We start from the raw sequence: 17,655 nt of genomic DNA on the forward strand, positions 1-17,655 counted from the left end.
GACCAGATCAGTCAAATTGTCTACTAAATTTAGGATAAAAAAACTACGCTGTTACACTTTTTTAATCTACTTTCCTACTCTAATCAAGAGGAGTATTTGTGCTGGTGTTGTCAGTCTTGATGGCTGCCTTGAGACTTTGAGAAAATTCAGCGATCGCATTTAGTCCCTGCTCTGGTGTCCCTTCTGCCAAGCGTTTGACAACAGCGCTACCCACGATCGCACCATCTGCGCCCCATTCCCTTACCTGACGAGCTTGTTCAGCTTCAGATATTCCAAAGCCGACTGCGATGGGTTTATCAGTAACACTACGAATTTGTTTGAGTAAATCGGACACGCGGTTTTCCAGTTGCGCTCGCACTCCTGTTACCCCAGTGACGCTGACTAAATAAATAAATCCTTGGGAAGAACGAGCGATCGCTTCGATCCGTTCAGCGGAACTAGTGGGAGCGATCAACAAGATGACGTCAATTCCCATCTCACTAGCTGCTTGGAGCAATCCTGCTGCTTCCTCTAAAGGCAAGTCAGGTATTACCAATCCTGCAACCCCAGCAGCAGCAATTTGCTCAAGAAATTTTTCAATCCCCCGGTGTAAAATGGGGTTGTAATAAGTAAACAGAACAATGGGCGATCGCAGTTTGGGAGTAGTTGCTTGCAACATTTCCAGCACCTGTTCCAATTTCGTTCCCCTTTGCAGAGCGCGGGTAGCAGCAGCTTGAATAACTGGTCCATCCGCCAAAGGATCGGAGTAGGGTATGCCGAGTTCAATAATATCTGCCCCATTGCGATCGAGAATTTGCAACGCTGCTGCTGTTGTTTCTAAGTCTGGATCGCCAGCAGTGATAAACGGAATTAAAGCGCACTCACGATTGTGCCTAAGGGTCTCAAAGCAGTCAGAAATAGCAGTCATGTACTCAAGTGTTAAGAGTTAATGGTCAATGGTCATTAGTTATTAGTTTTAGGCAAGTTACAAATGACAAACGACCAATGATTACTTTATACCTGAGATTGCTCTTCTTGTTCTATTTCGGCTTGAATTCGTGCTAGTTCTTCGGGAGTTAGTTCTTCCAAGCGCTTTTGCAGAAAGTCTTGCTCATACTGTTCGCGCTGTTGGTGGTAGGTCATTTTTTGTCCCACCGCGCGGAAAAAATAGGTAGCTAACCAGCCAAATAACCCGCCTACTAGTAAGACTTGGCTCCATATACCAGCTTGCTGATTATCCAAGCCAACTAGCTGCAATCCTATATACGCCAAGCCGCCGGCAATAAAAACACCTAAGCCAATTCCAATAGCGTCAATCCGTCGCATGAGAGTTATGACCTACCAATTTCGTTAAACTTGAATTTGTCGTGGCCGGGGTCGAATATTTACAAACGGCGATAGAACCAACAAACCTGGGAAGAAGAAGAAAACCAAAAAGTACATAAACACACGCTCAATGGAGCTAACTACATACCAACGCTGCTTGAGGTAGAACAAGACAGCGATCGGGATTACCACAAGGTAAGCTCCAGCTAAACTCAGATACAGCAGGGCGACAATCATAACTTTCAAGTCTTAAGCATCTATTTCCCATCATAGGCTGAAGAGTCAAACTCAGGGAAGTAGAATCATAATGCTTTCAACATAAGTCCCCCATCCCGGAGAAGCATTCCTCCTGCGACCTATTGACATATTTTAGGTATATGATGCTATGATAATGAGCCGACCAGCAAATAAGTGCTATTGCCCGGACAGAATGAAAATGTTTATGCAAATTGATGACGAAAAAGCAAAAAAGAGTTGCAAATCTGGAAAGCGATCGCCCAATCTGAAAAAATATTTTCAATCTAGTTGGACAAAAGACACAATTGATGGTGGAATAGATGAGGAGGTATTTCCTACCTCTAGAAAGTAAATAGTTGCCAAGCACCTGCGGGGGTGTGGCGGAATGGTAGACGCTACGGACTTAAATAATTGAGCCTTGAAAGAGAAATCTCTCAAGTGGAAGCTCTCAAACTCAGGGAAACCTAAATCTGCTAACAGACATGGCAATCCTGAGCCAAGCCGAAGCAAGTAGTGAGTCATGAGTCGTGAGTAAAGTAAAAACTCATAACTCCTAACTCATAACTCCTAAAAATTCGGAAGGTGCAGAGACCCGACGGGAGCTACCCTAACGTAAAGTCGAGGGTAAAGGGAGAGTCCAATTCTCAAAACTTAAGATGGCTATTGCTATCAAGTAGCAGTGAAAACTGCGGGAGAATGAAAATCCGTTGACCGTAAAAGGTCGTGTGGGTTCAAGTCCCTCCACCCCCATTAAACAATTCGCAATTTACAATTGTGACTGTGACTTAAAAGAATTGTTTGCCACAATGGCAAGCTTTTACTTTAAGTCACACACTTTTTTGCGTCAGATTTTCCGGAATTGGGCAAGATATGGTTCCGAAATTTTAGTCTGGAATTAAAGTTGTAGAAGTTTAGTATAAATTTGACGATCGCCTGTTTTGAGAACTGTTTTATTTCTCGTCCCCAAGCTCACCAAGAGCGTCATCAAATTTGCTGATGATATCGAGTAATATTGATACGACTCGTACAAAGATTTTTTTACGCTCTAATAATTTCGGTTTTTCGTTGCAAGCACTCAACACGGTTTCCCTTAATGTTCTCTGAGTTTTACAGTGATGGTTGGCAATAATCCAATAGGTAATCGATTAAGGCTGGGTTTTGGGGGTACATTCGGAATTTACCACCTCTGTCGTAAGCTTTGGTGCTGGTGAAGTCGTGTCTAAGCAAGTATAGGTCATAGCAAGGGTCTAGGCGTTGAAATCAGGAGAGGTGGCTTTATGGGAAATAAATTACACTTGTATCCAGATCTCACGGATGCTGAAAGCCCTATTGTTTGGATTGGTTATGAATTGCTTGCCGAGCTTGATTAAATAATAAACTTGCCTTTTGTTCACGGAATTTAAGTAAAAGCTTGCCGTGAGTCTCAAAGACAAGTAGAGTTAGTTGGTGTATTAGTAGCTTTGATTTTCAAAACTAAGTAATTTGACTGAATTATTTCATAAATTATTAGATAATTTATGTTTATAAATTATTAGATAATTTATGTTTAATACTTCATAAAGTACTGCGATTTTATCAAACTTATGTAAAAAGATTACTGAATTGCTCAACAATATATTGATGTGACTATTCAGCAAGGTTAAGCTGGTAACAATATAAACAGGAAACCTTGTTATCCTGAAAACTGGAATGGCCGCTAATAGTTTATCAATTAGTCAAGAAGATCAGCATTCTGCTAAGTCTAATTCTACACAGTTAAATGTGCAAATTGTACAAGAGAAGGTCTATAGCTTCTTGCAGGAAATTGTCAAAAAGTTGCAACCAGATGACGTTTTACGGGAATTCAAAGATTTATTTTTAGAAGGTCTTGATTTAGATAATTCTAATTATATACCTGGAATATATAGTATTTTTTTAGATGATAACGAAGAAGAGTTTCGTAATACACTAAAACGGTCTTGCTATATCATCGTTAATAACTGGGGAAGTAGCAGAAACAACAAATATATTGAAGAATTAGTTAATTTATTCGGTAATGAAAATCTGAGGATAAATACTAATAGTTCCCCAGTTATAAAAATTTGCAAAAGCTGGCTAGAAAATTTTGTTAACAGCAAAGACTACAAAGATTTGAAATTATTTGCTGCTAAATATGATGCTTCATATAAAGTTCATTGGGCTAATCGCTATAGTTCCTATTTATTAGTAGATCAATCTATTAATGAAAATAATTCTCAAGAGCAACAAGAGGCTTATAGAAACCTTTCTGCACAGATAAAAGACAAATTTAAGTTTGAACTTGCAATGTATATTGCTCGTTCTCAATCTGGTAACTCAAGCACCACACGCTATAATAATCCGAGTATTTTAGGAGATGATGTTCTTCGTTTGATAAAAGCTATTGTCTTAAAAAGAGGTGTGTTTAGCCATGAGAATATTGCAAATATATTTCTCAAGCAAACTGAAAATCAAACACTTGAGCAATTTAAAAAAAGCATAGAAAAATATCTATTTTTTTCTGTAGAGAATCAAGAATTATTCAATAATCTGCGGCAGCAATTTGCAGAAAATTTATCTTTATGGAAGCCAGATTATAATCAAGAAATAATTACTAAAGAATGGATATTGAGAATTTGTAATCGAATCATTGATTCCTTGACCATAGAAGGTAAAGAGCCTTCGCCATTATTTATTTTATTACTTGGTCAAGGTCATTCTTTAATATTGGTAATTATACTCTTAAAAATTATTTTGATTTCGAGAAATTCCCGCAGACATTTAGAAATTCGGATTGCTCATCTAATTCGTTATTATGAAAAATATCCAGAAGAAGAATGCAAATGGGTAATCAATTTTATCGAAATTTTTAATATAACCTTTGCAATTTACGCAGAAAATGTAGAATACAACTTGATTAAGATCAAAGAAGAAGAAAGTACTAATCCTCGACTAAATCTAGATGGTTATCATGTGTTTTCACAGATGAAAGTAGACCGAAAAAAATGAGTGTCGCCTGACAATGCATTTGTTAGAGGACATCCAGTAACTCAAAATCATAATTTAGTCAAACGTTCGTGTAACCAAGCCAAGGCAGCACCAGTAGTTTCAGCGAGAATACTAATGAGGCGATATAAGGCGATCGCACTAAAAACTAAGGCCGATGGAAACTGGTGTCGTAAAAGTTCATATGCAGTCGCTTCAAACACACCTAACCCACCAGGCGCACCTGGAATCACTAAGCCCAGCAACCAAGCGCAACTAAAAGCCCCTAGCAATAAAGGAATTTGACTCCAATTCCCTGAATTGAGGGCGAATACAGTTAAAATAAAACCGATGCCACGCAATATTAAAAAGCCCAATTCCCCTAATAAAGGTCGTAGGGGATAGCGTTTAATAGTTAAAGCGACACTGGGCTGAGTATTAGTATCAGATTTTTTTCCCTTGAGTTTATACAAAAAGCGAATGGCTGGGTTTAAAAATCTGGGATGAACTCCACAAAGCACCACAGCTAAACTCAGCAATTGTAAGATTCGTATAACTGGAGTGGTATTATTTGGTGCAAATTGGCTACTGAATAGGATAATAATGATTAAAGCAGCCGCTGCCATAAGTAGGGGTTCTAGCAAAACGCTTAAGGTGGCTGCACCGGTAGAAACATTGGCATTTTTGGCCGCGAGAATTCGCCCGTAATAATGCCAAATATTACCCGGTAAATACTTAGCAATATTAGTTTTGAGGTAAACTTGGATGAATTGGGAAGACGACACAGATTGATTTAAGTCTTGCAAAATCCAAGTCCAAATCCAGCCAGCCCAAGTATGTGCTAGTAAAGTGATGCTTGTAGCGATCGCCATAATTGCCCATCCTACCGCATCAATGTGGACACTAGTCACTTCAATCCAATTATCCTTCAGGGCTTTTCCTAAAAAAAATAGTGTTCCGCCTAAAATTATCCAACGTAAAAATTGTTTCATGAAATTAGTAATTTAACGGTTAAATCAACCAAGGCTAAATACCTCAAATTTTATGATATATCAGCTACATATCCAAAGATTTTCAACTATCAGAAAGGTTAATGTAGTATTTTTTACAAAAATACTATTGGATTAACTTATATCTCTCTAGAGTTAGATAAAAATATTCTTTTTGTATTAATTAAAATGTGGCCTGCGCTAGAGGTAAAGTTTATTTTATTATTCATATCCTTAAATAGAGGTTATCGAAAATTATGTCTAACTAAAACAAGCACAATAAACTGGTTGAAAAATATATAGTTTAGTAAGGAGAATTAAGTAAATGCAGTGATAGTATTATTGAAAAACAATATTGCACCAGCTAGATATTAACTCTGCTTGAGAATTGAAATAGATTGCAACTGCAATCTTTGTTGAAGTTTAACTTAGTCACAAAAATGCAAGGAGTAGAACTATGAAAAAATTAGGTACTTGGTTGGAAAATATTCGTCCGTTGAAAGTTTTAACTGTTTTGTTAGCAGGAATATTCCTGTTTCTCGCACAGGCTTGTGGCGCCCCAGGAGTAGCAGCACAACCACCTCAATCTAGTATCCAAGCACCAAATGCAGAACGATATGATTCCACCAAAAATTATCCTCTTTCTTCTCCTGCTGGTGGAATGAATAACTTTAGTGATGTAGATCCTAGAGCAAGATTAGATGAAAAGGCTGCTAGTGATAGAGCCGAGGCGTTGGTAAAAAATGCTAAAAAGAACATTGAGGAAAAGAGTGTTGACTCTAGAGAGCAATATGTCCGAAATATCCAACAAGGTACACCACTTGGTGAAAGAGTAAAAAACCTCGGTGAAGATATTGGTAGTTCTGCTGAAGACTTGCGCGAAGGCTTAGTTAAGGGAACTCAGCGCGGACTTGAAAATCTCAAGGGTAATACTCAAGATGCTACAAAAAATCTTGAGCGTGGAGCTGAAAATGCTAAAAGCAATATTCAGCAAACAGCTGATGATGCTGCCGAAAGTCTTAAAGACACATTAAAATAGGCTAGCTTAAATTAGTCCTTAAATTGGTGTTAAAAATCTGATTTAGAAAGATTTAAAACCACAAATAAACGCAGATAATTTATCTGCGTTTATTTGCTGTTTTTAATACTAAAATTCCAGATGTTCAACTTGGGTAAAAATTTGTGATGGAAATAATCCCCAAATTACCCTGTCCGCAGGGAGAAACCCATTAACTCGATCGCTCGATCGGTAAGAAAATTGAGGAATCACTGTAACAAAATGTAACTTTTTGCGTAATATTCCGAATAAATACATAAAATTTCAGACAGTTAAAGCAATCGGTACATAACAGGCGCTAAATAGTACTGTCAATCGTATGTATGGTTGAAGATTAGTATTTTTCTACATAAAATTAAAAATCTAAAATTAAAAACTGGTAACACTGATGGTTAGGAGTGCTAGAGTTTCAGGAAATTCATCGGAAATTTTCAGCGAGTATTCATGCTGAAGAAACTACAGAAAAAGCAAATTTCGATAATTGTGGGTGCAGCACTGTTTGCCTTTTCAGCTGGGGCAATGGTATCAGCACCAGAGATTGGCAAATCTCTAGGACAATGGCTTAAATTGAGTAATAATCAAGCACAGCAAACATCTGACGCTAACATTGCTCAATCAGCAGTCTTTCCATTGATCTCACAATCTCTGCCAGAACGGGCAGCAAAACTAGCTGCGATCGCCCAACAGTCGCCATCGCCAGACAGGAATCGCGCTCGTTATCTTTTGGCGAGTGATTACATTGAAAGAACCCAAGGGCAAAAAGCTCTAGTTTTACTCCAAGGACTAGAGAAAGACTATCCCGTTCTCGCGCCTTACATTTTGCTCAAACAAGCCCAAGCAGAGGATATGTTGGGCGAGGACGGCAAAGCCTCGGATCTCAGGCAAAGCGTACTGAAACTCTATCCCAAAGAAGCGGCCGCAGTCAAAGCCCTATATCTAATTGCCCAACCAAAGCAACAGGAAACTGCGATCGCTCAATTTCCTTCTAATCCTCTAACTTGGGAAATTATCCACAAACGCTTACAAGAAAATCCCAATCAGCCAAAATTACAGCTGATTTTGGCAAAATATGCCTACGATCAACCAGGCATAGTGGGGGTTTTGGATCAGCTAGTTAAACAGCCTAACCTCAAACCCGAAGATTGGGAACTCATTGGTACAAGCTATTGGGAAAATAATCAATCTTTGAAAGCGGCTGATGCTTATGCCAAAGCACCCAAAACATCGCGCAACCTCTACCGCACTGCACGAGGGATACAGATCGGGGGTAAAGATAAAGATAAAGCGATCGCCACTTATAAACAACTGGTGCAGCAATTTCCCAATACTGAGGAAACTGCAAATGCATTACTGCGATTAGCAGAAACGGCAAAAACTCCTAAAGACGGCCTACCATATCTCGATCAGGTAATTAGTAAATTTCCTAAACAAGCTAGTACTGCATTGGTACAAAAAGCCAAAACTCTCCAAGGAATCAAGGATCAAAAGTCAGCTAGCGCAGCGTGGCAATTACTCTTGGGCAAATACGGCAATTCTGACGAAGCCGCAGAGTATCGCTGGAAAATCGCCCAAGATAAAGCCAACGGCAAAGATTACGTAGGTGCATGGCAATGGGCAGAACCAATTGTTACTAACAACCCTAACAGTATTTTGGCTCCCAGAGCAGGTTTTTGGGTCGGTAAATGGGCAGGTTCACTAGGAAAACAGCAGGAATCTCAAACTGCTTATCAATATGTGATTACCCAATTTCCCTACTCTTACTATGCATGGCGATCGGCAACAATGTTGGGGTTGAATGTCGGCAACTTTGACAACGTGCGCTTGATGAAACCGGAAGTTGTCGCACCCCAGCGTCCATTACCACCGGCTGGTTCTGATGCTTTCAAAGAATTGTATCTGTTGGGTCAAGACCGCGATGCTTGGTTACAATGGCAGACAGAATTTCAGAATAAACTTCAGCCAACGGTAGCAGAACAATTTACAGAAGGATTGATCCAGCTGGCAAGGGGAGAAAATCTCTTAGGAATTGACAAAATTTCTAAATTGGAAGACCGGGAAATACCAGCAGAACTTGCTCAATATCAAACTTTGAGCAAACAAATCACCTATTGGCAAGCTCGTTATCCATTTCCCTATCTCCGAGAGATTGAAAAGTGGTCTACTGAGCGTCAACTTAATCCTCTGTTGGTTACTGCCTTAATCCGTCAAGAGTCACGGTTTCAGCCAAAAATCAAATCTGTTGCCGATGCTACTGGCTTAATGCAGTTATTGCCAAGTACAGCTAAATGGATTGCCCCACAAATCAAGTTGGATATCAAAACAATCAACCTAGAAAATCCCAACGACAATATCATGCTGGGTACATGGTATTTGGATCATACCCATCAGCAATACAACAATAACTCGTTGTTAGCGATCGCCAGTTACAATGCCGGACCTGGCAATGTTTCTAAATGGCTGCAAACTCTAACTACGCAAGATCCAGATGAATTTGTTGAACAAATTCCTTTTGATGAAACCAAAAATTATGTGCGTCAAGTATTTGGAAATTACTGGAATTATCTCAGACTTTACAACCCTGAGATTTCTGGCATAGTAGCAAAGTACTCAACTACACACCCAAAACTGCCCACACAGTGATATTGGCTAGTAAAAAAGTCAAAAGGTAAAAGGCAAAAGAAAAAATAATCTTTTGCCTTTTTATTTTTGGTTTTTCAAAAATCATCTTTATATTTCAATACAGTTCAGATAAGACCAAAACACTTGTATAGACAGCGATTTATCACGTCTCTAAAACCGAAAATTTTTGCCAGTAGCCCTTAGCTGAACCGTATTGCTTTATATTTATACCAATTTTAAAAAGAATCTGACAGATACAAACCTGCAAAATAGATAAAATCAGGCTTTCTTGATTTTGAATTGGTATAAAGTTAGGTTAGTTTTTTTTGAAAAACTTTAAGAATTATATTATTTTATCAGATAAAAAATCTCATCTTTTTTTTATAAGCAACTACTCATAAAATGAAAATGTAAGTAAATGTATTAACATTGTAGTATAATGAAATAAAAAATTAGAATTTAGCAATGCTTGAAGTGCGGTATTAAAGCCACTTAATTCATATGTTTTATCTGAAATGTACGCTAGTCAGTTTTAAGCTTAGTATATTTTACCAAACTACCGACACATCTCATTAACGAAATATTATGCTTTTTAGTCTAAACAACTTGCCCTATTGGATTTTTCTGGGGATGGGAGTCTTGCTGTTCTTTTTTATGATAATTTCCGGCGGCGGAGGGCAAGATTTTGATGCAGATGTAGATGTAGATGTAGATGTAGATGTGGATGTTGATGCAGATGTAGATACAGATAGCAATAACGAATTCAGCTTTGGGCAATTCCTGGGATGGGCTGGGATTGGAAAAGCTCCATTGATATTGTTACTGGCAACAGATTTGAGTTTGTGGGGCGTTTTAGGTTGGATGTTGAATGTTTGGGTTGGTGGAGATTCAAATAATAATATTGGTAGTTTTATCGCCAGTATTATATTATTTGGCTCACTGATTATTAGCTTGTTATTGGGAGGACTAATTGCTCGACCAATTGGTAAAATATTTGCAGAGTTTGGCGAAGATGTGAGTAGCGATCGCTTAATAGGTTGCGTTGGGATTGTCACATCTGCTTATATTCCTAGGGAAAATCAGGGCAGAATTGGACAAGTAGATGTACTGGATGCAAAACGTAATCTTTTGACAGTTAGTGTTGTTTTAGCAGGCTGGGCAACTATTGCACCACAACGTGGAGAAAGAGTTTTAATCATTGAACAAAAAGCACAAATTTACGTAGTTATTGCCAAAGATAGTCCCGATCAAGAACAATGGTTAAGTAATTCATCCCGTATAAATTAAACTAATGGAGAGGTAAAAATATGCTTTTTTGGTTGACTTTTATCCAGTCTTTACCAAGTGTAAAAATAACTGAAGTTCCAAAAATTCAATTGCAACCACAACAAAAGCAAATAACGTTAATCGATCAAACACTACCAGTAAAAATTATGCCTAATTTTGCTCAACTCAACAGTGGATTAGTATTTCCAGTAGTTATTGCTGCCTTAGTTTTATTACTATTACTTAGCTTATTTGCTTATACACGGGTTTATGTAGTGACACCCAACAACGAAGCTTTCGTCAGGACTGGGGGTCTTTTTATTAAAAAGAAAGCGGTGATTCTTTATGGTGGTTGCATTATTCTACCAGGATTTCATCAGCTGACACGGGTACCTCTGCGAGAAATTTCCATTGATGTGGAACGTACTGGTAAACTTGCAGTCCGGACTAAAGATTACTTACGAGCCGATATCAGAGTAACTTTTTATGTATGCATTAATGCTTCAGAAGAAGATGTGTTGACAGCAGCCGCTAGACTATCTCAAAATGGCACCAGAATTACTCCAGAAGATATCAAAAATGCTTTAGAAAAAAGAGCAGATGATGCCATTAGAGCGGCAGCTAAAACTAAAGATATCGCCGAAATTGATTCTGACAAATTGGGGTTTGCTCAAGAAGTTCTGAACTTAGTAGGAACAGATTTAAAAAAAGTCGGATTAACTTTAAATAATATTGCCATTTCCGAAATCTTAGAAAGTGTAACTTACGATCCCGATAACTTTTTTGATGCTCAAGGTGTGCGTTTGTGAACAGAAATTATTCAGCGTTCCATTCAACAAAAACGGGAAGTTGAGTTATTAACGCAAGTGACAATTGAGCAAAAAGAACTGGATGCTCAAAAGCGATCGCTACAAATTGCCCAAGAGCAAGAAAGTGCTACACTAGAGCAAAAATTTCAAGTAGAAGCACTAAAAGCCCAGCGAGAACGGGAAATTCAAGAATCCAAAGATCGTGAAGCTGCAACAGTACGCCGAACTAAAATTTTGCAGGAGAAATCAGTTGAAGAAGAAGAAATCCGCAAAAAGTTATCGGTGCAACAAAGCCAAATTGAAGCTGATATTTCTCTAGAAGAAGGCAATAAACAGCTAAAGGTAGCACAATCACTGCAAAAACAAGAATCTGAACTAGCAGAGATTGCCCGCCAACAAAGTGTAGAATCAGGAAAGCTCCAAGCCCAGGTGCAGATAGCTGAGTCAGAACGACTAGCAAAACTAGCTCAAGAAGATGTAGCGATCGCCATTGCCAATAAAAAACGCGAAAGCTTTGTGGCACAAGCAGAACAAGCCAAAGCCGAAGAATCAGTAAAGACAGCTAGTGAAGTCGAAAAAGCCGAACGCAACAAACGCCTATCAACCATTGCCGCCGAACGAGAAGCCCAAGAACGGAGTATTGGCGATCGCAACGTTGTCGAAATTGATGCCTATCGCCGCCGTCGTCAAGCAGAAATTGCCCAAGAAGCAGCAGAATTAGAAGCACAAGCAATTCGCACCCTAGCAGCCGCTAACCGCGATCAAGTTTTAGCCGAAGCCGAAGGTATTCAAGCAAAAATTACCGCCGAAAATTCCATTAGTAACGCCAATCTCACTGCCAAAATTATCACAACTATTTGGCCAGAATTAGCCGAGAAACTACCAGAAATTGTTGCTGCCTTAGCACCGCAACCAGGAGTTTTAGGAGACACTCGTATTTATTCATTCCCTGGCGCCAACGGCACTAACAGCAGTCAGGACATTAACAAATTGCTACTATCCACCAGCGGACTTTCCTTAATCAATACCTTACTTGACGAAGGCAAATTAGGTGAACTAATTGGTCAAATCAATCAGTTAGTACGTGGTAAAAATCAAGTAATAACTGGCACATCAAACCAGGTTACCTTAGAAAATCCCGCAACACCAACTGTCAGGGAAAACAACACGGAAGCTGATTAAAATAATTCGTAATTCAGTTTTGTAATGGTGATTATACGACGAATATAATTCAATCCAGTTCAGATCAACCGAAGAGGATAAGATTTTGTAAAAGTTCTCTTGTTGGGATCAAAATTTGCTTGATTGGTTGATATATCTGGGTTTCAGGCGTTTTCAGGCATTTGGTGTATTTTCCTTACCCCACAATGGTTTGAGGCTTATTTATTCGTCAAAAATGTTTAAGTCCCGTTAGCATAAAATTTGACCCCTCAAAATTTTTCAAACACCCTCTTCAAATAATCATCTCTGGAAGCCTTGTGTCATGGCCATAAATTTTACCGATAATTAACGGGTTACTGAAAAATACCTGAACTTATCCCACTAATAATATTTGTGCTACAAAGGTTAAGCTTATTGAGAACTGAAAACGAAAAATTAAGGTTTTCAAGCACATTTTACGAAACTAAGTAGGACTTTTTGAAATAGTGGGATAGGTTCCTGTTTATTTTTGCATTAAGCCTTTAATTCCCGTTCGGATCTCAAAATAAGCTAACGCACAGTGAGTACAGCGTTGCATTTAGCAATTTGTATGAGATGATGTTTTTAGAGAGTTAATACTTTGTTCCAAATAATTTTTGAGAGTCAGTAATATTGCTGCTATTTGGAATGGCAAAGATTAAATAAATTATAGCTATTGAGAGGATTTACTGAGTATGGCATTTGAAAGAGTTGACAAATCTCATTCCAGTAGATCCCAAACACCGCAGTCAACATCACAGTTTTCCTCAAGACCCTTTGCACCGCCATCTAAACGAACAACGCCGACACTAACAACTGAGAATCAAATTATCCAGGGAAAGAAACTTGTAAACAAAGCACATACCAACTTGCTAGAAATCCCTGGTTTATGTTTGCCGCCTAAGAAGGGGGAACCACCAAGAGTACAGGCAAAGCTGACAATTGGACAACCAGGGGATAAGTATGAGCAGCAAGCCGACGCAATGGCACATCAGGTAGTGGAAAAGATTCATCAGCCACAAAGCGAGATTCGCTCAGAATCTTTACCTCAAGACAAAGACCAATTGCAAGCTCAACCCGACACAAATACTATTCAGCCTCAGGTCTCCCGATTAACAGCAAAGTCCACAAAAATTATTCAACGTATGACAGGTGGTGAAGCTGTTAAGAGATTTGTGATGGGAGGACTTGGATACGCATTCTTCCTTGGATGTGTAATTTCAAATATGATCAGAGGGGAGACGATGATAATACCGGCCGGAATTGGGGGAGGAATACTGCATGTGTTAATGGGGATGTTAACAGAATGGGTAGAAAAAGAGAGAGCTATAATAGCAGCTCGAAATAACCCAAATCTTGTACCTGTTGAAGAAGTTCCTATTCCTAACAAACAGCAAAGAAAGCAAGAAAAAAGGCGAAAGAGAATAGAAGATGCAAACAAAGAAGTGATACCTTCTGTTCAACAGTTGCTGTTACCGCCTGAACCCAATTCTCAAGAGCTTGCCAGTGAGCCTAGCTCGTCTCAATTCGTTAAGGTTGAACCAGTAGGCAATGACTTTAAACTAAGTCTAACCTCAAAAGCGCGGCAGGATATAGAAGAGTCAACACCAAGACCACAAGGGCAGGAAATAGCAGAAGCAACACCAAGAAAAGAGAAGAAGAAGAGAAGGCAAGACAACATCGAAATTGCGGAAAACACAGACTCTGATATCCTTGACACTGACTCCTCAATAAAATTCATCTGGCATGGGGAAGAACACACACGAGAACAGCTGGAGATAAAAATCCAGGAAGTGATGCCCGCTAACACACAAAAGTCAGCAATTGGTAGATGTATTACAGGGATTGAAAACGGGTATGGAAAAGCTACCACAGGTCATACTAATGTCAAACATTTTTCTGTGGGAAAAGCTGGCAGTAATAATGGTTGCACACTCTTCTTTGAAGTGAACACTGAAACCAATGTTAATAATGTTGTTGGTGTCGGTCAACATGAATCTACTGCCGGAACCGCAACAACATATAAAATCTTCATGGGAAAAGAGAGATTTGGTAACATACTCAGATTATAAGGTGCTGAGTTGTTTGCAAGGTCAGCCGATCGCCTTCAAGGGAGTGGTGAAGGCATTAGACATATCAAAACACCATTGGCATCGGGTTCATCTGGTCTTCAGTCAACGGTGAAGCGAGCCACCCTAGTTTTGCGGGGACATCATACAGCCGTCCTGCTCCAAATCGGGACCAGAAGTGTCGTAAACCAGGCACAATGACTTTGACGACGGGTAAATCGATATCGGGGCGGGTTTGATTCAGCACAAGCATTTCTAGCTCTGCTCGTCTGACGACTTCTACGCAGGTCAAAACATCTTGCTGAATATCATTGCTCCAGTGCTGTGGATAATCGGCATATTGTTTGGGCGGCGTTTGTGAGGGAGCTAGATAGGGCTGATTGGCTAAGGTTGCCTGGGTAAACCAATGGTGCAGGGCAGGGTCAGAGGCAGTTGAATAATCCCGGTGGTCTACATTGAAACCAATTTGATTCATCTCAGTGACAGCGCGTAAAATCGCAATTTTAGGATCGAAGTGCGCTCCGTATCCGGTAATGATTCGTTCTTCACTGCCACTTCTGTTGCGAGAGAGGGCGGCAAAGGCGGGAATGCCCAGGTCAGTGGTTAAATCGAGTACCCACAGATCGCGTTGCTGGCTGGAATACCAATCTTGCAACTCTAATAGGTAGGAATCGTTAAAGCTGGCTAGGTCTACAGATGGGCGCGACAGGCGATTGTACCACCAGAGTCCGACACTATCACGCTCCACTAACTCGAAAAATCCCTGGAGAATGGCATCTTCTAGCGTTCCTCCGGCAGCGTTGCCGTTGGAGTCGGCAAAACAAAAGCGGTGAGCTTTGGGCAGTGGATAGTTGTAATAGCAAAAAGCAGTGGGGAGGTATTTGTGTCGTTGCTCGGTCATTGACCATACAGGAGTCCAATCAATCACCTGGTGTTCATCAAAGGGTTGCGGAATCCAATCATGCTCCACGATCGCTGTTTGATTCAACTCCTTCCGATTTTGATACTGATTGTGGCTAAACAACAAGCACTCGGCTGGATGAATGGCGCAGTCGCTCAAATCAGCAAACGTTGCGCTAATTTTGAGTTCATCGCCTTGATAGATGCCGGAATAGCGTTCGATCGCTTCACAGAGTCCGCTTACCTGGGATTGGCGATCGGTCTTGCCCTTACCGCCGCTTTTGTGTCTTAGCGATTCTCGCAAGTGGTTCAGGTTTGAAGAGGAATCGGAGGCATGGGTGGCGTTGTAGGTATGGATCAGGAGGTTGTTGGGGTCAGAGACTCGCACAAGGGCACTGACGACTCCGGTAATCGGACTGATTAAATGCTCATAGCGTTGCAAGATTTGTTCTGGTGTAAATGCCCGATGTCCCCCATCTTCGGTAAACAACTTTTTGCGGCTGGTGAGAGCGATCGCTCGGTTAACCTGTTGACTGACTAAATCGGGATTCCCACAAGTGGGACATTGAGGGCGCTGAGTCAGGGAGTGCATTTTCAGGGTGAAGTTCGTTTGATCGAAGGTGATGATTTTCCCAGCTAACGTCTCAATTTTCGCTTCTGGGACAATTTGCTGCACTAGCCATTTCGCAACTTCGGTGGTGGTGAGAGCGATCGCTGTTTGTTGTGTCGAAGGCAATCCAGCAACAGCAGTTGGTAAACATCCACTCCCTGTCTTCCCTTGCTGTTGCAAAATTGAAGTTTCTACCTCCCGATTGCCCTGTAACCGATGGGCTAAACATTCCCAGCAGCCTGTTTCTCCTGGTACAAAGATCGAGCCGAACCACGGTATCCCACCGAGTGGTTTAACGAGTAGCCAGGGTTGCTGAGTTTGCAGGGCGATTTTATTGATGTGACTTAGTTCTGGCTGAAGATAGTCATCGGTGAGAACCACCCATAGGGAATGAACCCCTGATGTTGGTTCGTCTGGCTGTCCTTGCTGGACGGGAATTTCTACCGCCTGCAATGCTTCAATTAAATTTTGCGCTTTTGCTGCACCAATGGCTGTCACAAAAACTTGGGTATGTGCAAGGCGATCGCTAACTACCTGTGGTTCTACACCTAGTAGACTCCAAAAGGCCGCCGCTTCTGGAGTCAGGGTGTGAGCGGCATCGGTTAGGTAGCCTTTTTCTTGCAAGCGATCGAGGACGTAGTGAATATGGTCTGGCGCGACCTGCCCATCTAGCTGCTGGGTAATTTCGTCTAGGGTGTGCTGACCATTCAGAAACGGAAGAATCCGGCAATAGAGACTACCCGTGAGCGCATGAGTAGCAGATTCGCTGAGTAAATAGACGGTTTTAGGTTCAACTATTTCGATGCAAAAGTGAGGTTTAATCTGGGGAATTTTCATACCTGGTTTAGGATAGCTTAGGCAGTTATGGGATTTTTACTCAGCACTTACCACGGGCTAAACGCCTCGCTATTCATGTACAGCACTCTCAAATCAGGAGGGCAGAAAAGGTAGAAGCGATCGTACTGGGGAATAAACTATATTCTAAATTTGCTCTTGAGGAATTTGCCCTATCTGCGCCGTCAACTTCTCTTTATCCTGCCTACGTTTTTTGGCGTAAAGTTGAATAGTTACTGCCATCAAAATAATCATGGCAAAAATGCCCCAAACTGTGATGTCTGTAGGTAGATTATTCTTAAATACAGCCAGCAAAACGATCGCTACCAACATGACTGTTGGCGCTTCATTTAAAGCACGTAATTGTTGACCACTCCAGTTACATTCATCTACGGCTAACTTCTTCATTAGGCGAGCGCAGTAATGATGATAGCCAATTAAAATTGTCACAAACAGCAGTTTGATATGCAACCAACCCTCTTTTAACACTTCCGTTTCAGTACTTACTAAACCGATCGCCATTGCGATTGTCACATACATTCCTGGATTAGTAATGATATAATACAGGCGCTTTTCCATGATTTGATATTGATTTTTCAGTATCGTTCGCGCTGGCTCAGGTTCAAGGTTAGCTTCAACGTGATAAATAAACAGACGTACCAAGTAAAACAAACCGGCAAACCAAACTACAAATCCGATAATATGAAATGCTTTAAACCATGAATAAGCCATGAATTCTCATCTCCTTTACTTGTGGTTGTGATGCACTTTTAATGATAATAAAAAGTTCACAAATCCC

General features: G+C 40.4%; 14 protein-coding genes. 8 read left to right on the forward strand and 6 right to left on the reverse strand.

What is annotated here, in order from left to right; all coding sequences use genetic code 11:
- Positions 1 to 79 precede the first annotated feature (79 nt).
- From trpA to ndhL, 3 genes are all read right to left on the reverse strand, one after another.
- Positions 80 to 907, reverse strand: a complete 828-nt coding sequence (trpA, locus tag ACFG4S_RS25800) for a tryptophan synthase subunit alpha (protein WP_392531783.1) — start codon at positions 905 to 907, stop codon at positions 80 to 82.
- 86 nt (positions 908 to 993) lie between these two features.
- Complete coding sequence (locus tag ACFG4S_RS25805; protein ID WP_392531784.1) at positions 994 to 1,305, reverse strand: DUF3007 family protein; 312 nt, start codon at positions 1,303 to 1,305, stop codon at positions 994 to 996.
- Positions 1,306 to 1,329: 24 nt separating this feature from the next.
- Positions 1,330 to 1,542, reverse strand: coding sequence for an NAD(P)H-quinone oxidoreductase subunit L (gene ndhL / locus ACFG4S_RS25810; RefSeq protein WP_392531785.1), 213 nt, complete (start codon positions 1,540 to 1,542; stop codon positions 1,330 to 1,332).
- Between the two features lie 205 nt (positions 1,543 to 1,747).
- Here ndhL and ACFG4S_RS25815 point away from each other — a divergent pair, with 205 nt between their 5' ends.
- A complete protein-coding gene (locus ACFG4S_RS25815) occupies positions 1,748 to 1,894 on the forward strand; it encodes a hypothetical protein (RefSeq protein ID WP_392531786.1) in 147 nt (48 codons plus the stop codon).
- Positions 1,895 to 3,231: 1,337 nt separating this feature from the next.
- Positions 3,232 to 4,548: a hypothetical protein gene (locus ACFG4S_RS25820; protein WP_392531787.1), complete on the forward strand. Its 1,317-nt coding sequence runs from the start codon at positions 3,232 to 3,234 to the stop codon at positions 4,546 to 4,548.
- A 47-nt stretch (positions 4,549 to 4,595) separates the two neighbouring features.
- On the opposite strand, the gene ACFG4S_RS25825 is transcribed toward ACFG4S_RS25820, so the two are convergent.
- Positions 4,596 to 5,516, reverse strand: coding sequence for a lysylphosphatidylglycerol synthase domain-containing protein (locus ACFG4S_RS25825; protein WP_392531788.1), 921 nt, complete (start codon positions 5,514 to 5,516; stop codon positions 4,596 to 4,598).
- 454 nt (positions 5,517 to 5,970) lie between these two features.
- On the opposite strand from ACFG4S_RS25825, the gene ACFG4S_RS25830 reads away from it, so the two are divergent.
- From ACFG4S_RS25830 to ACFG4S_RS25855, 6 genes are all read left to right on the forward strand, one after another.
- The gene (locus tag ACFG4S_RS25830) at positions 5,971 to 6,552 is read left to right on the forward strand and encodes a hypothetical protein (RefSeq protein WP_392531789.1); all 582 of its coding nucleotides are present in this window, start codon (positions 5,971 to 5,973) and stop codon (positions 6,550 to 6,552) included.
- Between the two features lie 462 nt (positions 6,553 to 7,014).
- Positions 7,015 to 9,210, forward strand: a complete 2,196-nt coding sequence (locus ACFG4S_RS25835; RefSeq protein ID WP_392531790.1) for a transglycosylase SLT domain-containing protein — start codon at positions 7,015 to 7,017, stop codon at positions 9,208 to 9,210.
- Positions 9,211 to 9,843: 633 nt separating this feature from the next.
- Positions 9,844 to 10,476 carry a DUF1449 domain-containing protein gene (locus ACFG4S_RS25840; protein WP_392531791.1) on the forward strand — a complete coding sequence of 211 codons (633 nt, stop codon included), beginning with the start codon at positions 9,844 to 9,846 and terminating at the stop codon, positions 10,474 to 10,476.
- Positions 10,477 to 10,496: 20 nt separating this feature from the next.
- Entirely contained in the window at positions 10,497 to 11,264 is a 768-nt protein-coding gene (locus ACFG4S_RS25845; protein ID WP_392531792.1) for an SPFH domain-containing protein, read from the forward strand.
- Positions 11,265 to 11,321: 57 nt separating this feature from the next.
- Positions 11,322 to 12,446, forward strand: coding sequence for a flotillin domain-containing protein (locus ACFG4S_RS25850; RefSeq protein ID WP_392531793.1), 1,125 nt, complete (start codon positions 11,322 to 11,324; stop codon positions 12,444 to 12,446).
- Between the two features lie 692 nt (positions 12,447 to 13,138).
- Positions 13,139 to 14,515: a hypothetical protein gene (locus ACFG4S_RS25855; protein ID WP_392531794.1), complete on the forward strand. Its 1,377-nt coding sequence runs from the start codon at positions 13,139 to 13,141 to the stop codon at positions 14,513 to 14,515.
- Between the two features lie 64 nt (positions 14,516 to 14,579).
- Here the strand turns inward: ACFG4S_RS25855 and ACFG4S_RS25860 are convergent, their stop codons facing one another.
- Both ACFG4S_RS25860 and hemJ read right to left on the reverse strand, forming a co-directional pair.
- Positions 14,580 to 16,859, reverse strand: coding sequence for a TOMM precursor leader peptide-binding protein (locus tag ACFG4S_RS25860; protein ID WP_392531795.1), 2,280 nt, complete (start codon positions 16,857 to 16,859; stop codon positions 14,580 to 14,582).
- A 144-nt stretch (positions 16,860 to 17,003) separates the two neighbouring features.
- A complete protein-coding gene (gene hemJ / locus ACFG4S_RS25865) occupies positions 17,004 to 17,588 on the reverse strand; it encodes a protoporphyrinogen oxidase HemJ (protein ID WP_392531796.1) in 585 nt (194 codons plus the stop codon).
- Between the last annotated feature and the right edge of the window lie 67 nt (positions 17,589 to 17,655).

The sequence above is a fragment of the Nostoc sp. C117 genome (assembly GCF_043099735.1).
Taxonomy (GTDB): domain Bacteria; phylum Cyanobacteriota; class Cyanobacteriia; order Cyanobacteriales; family Nostocaceae; genus Nostoc.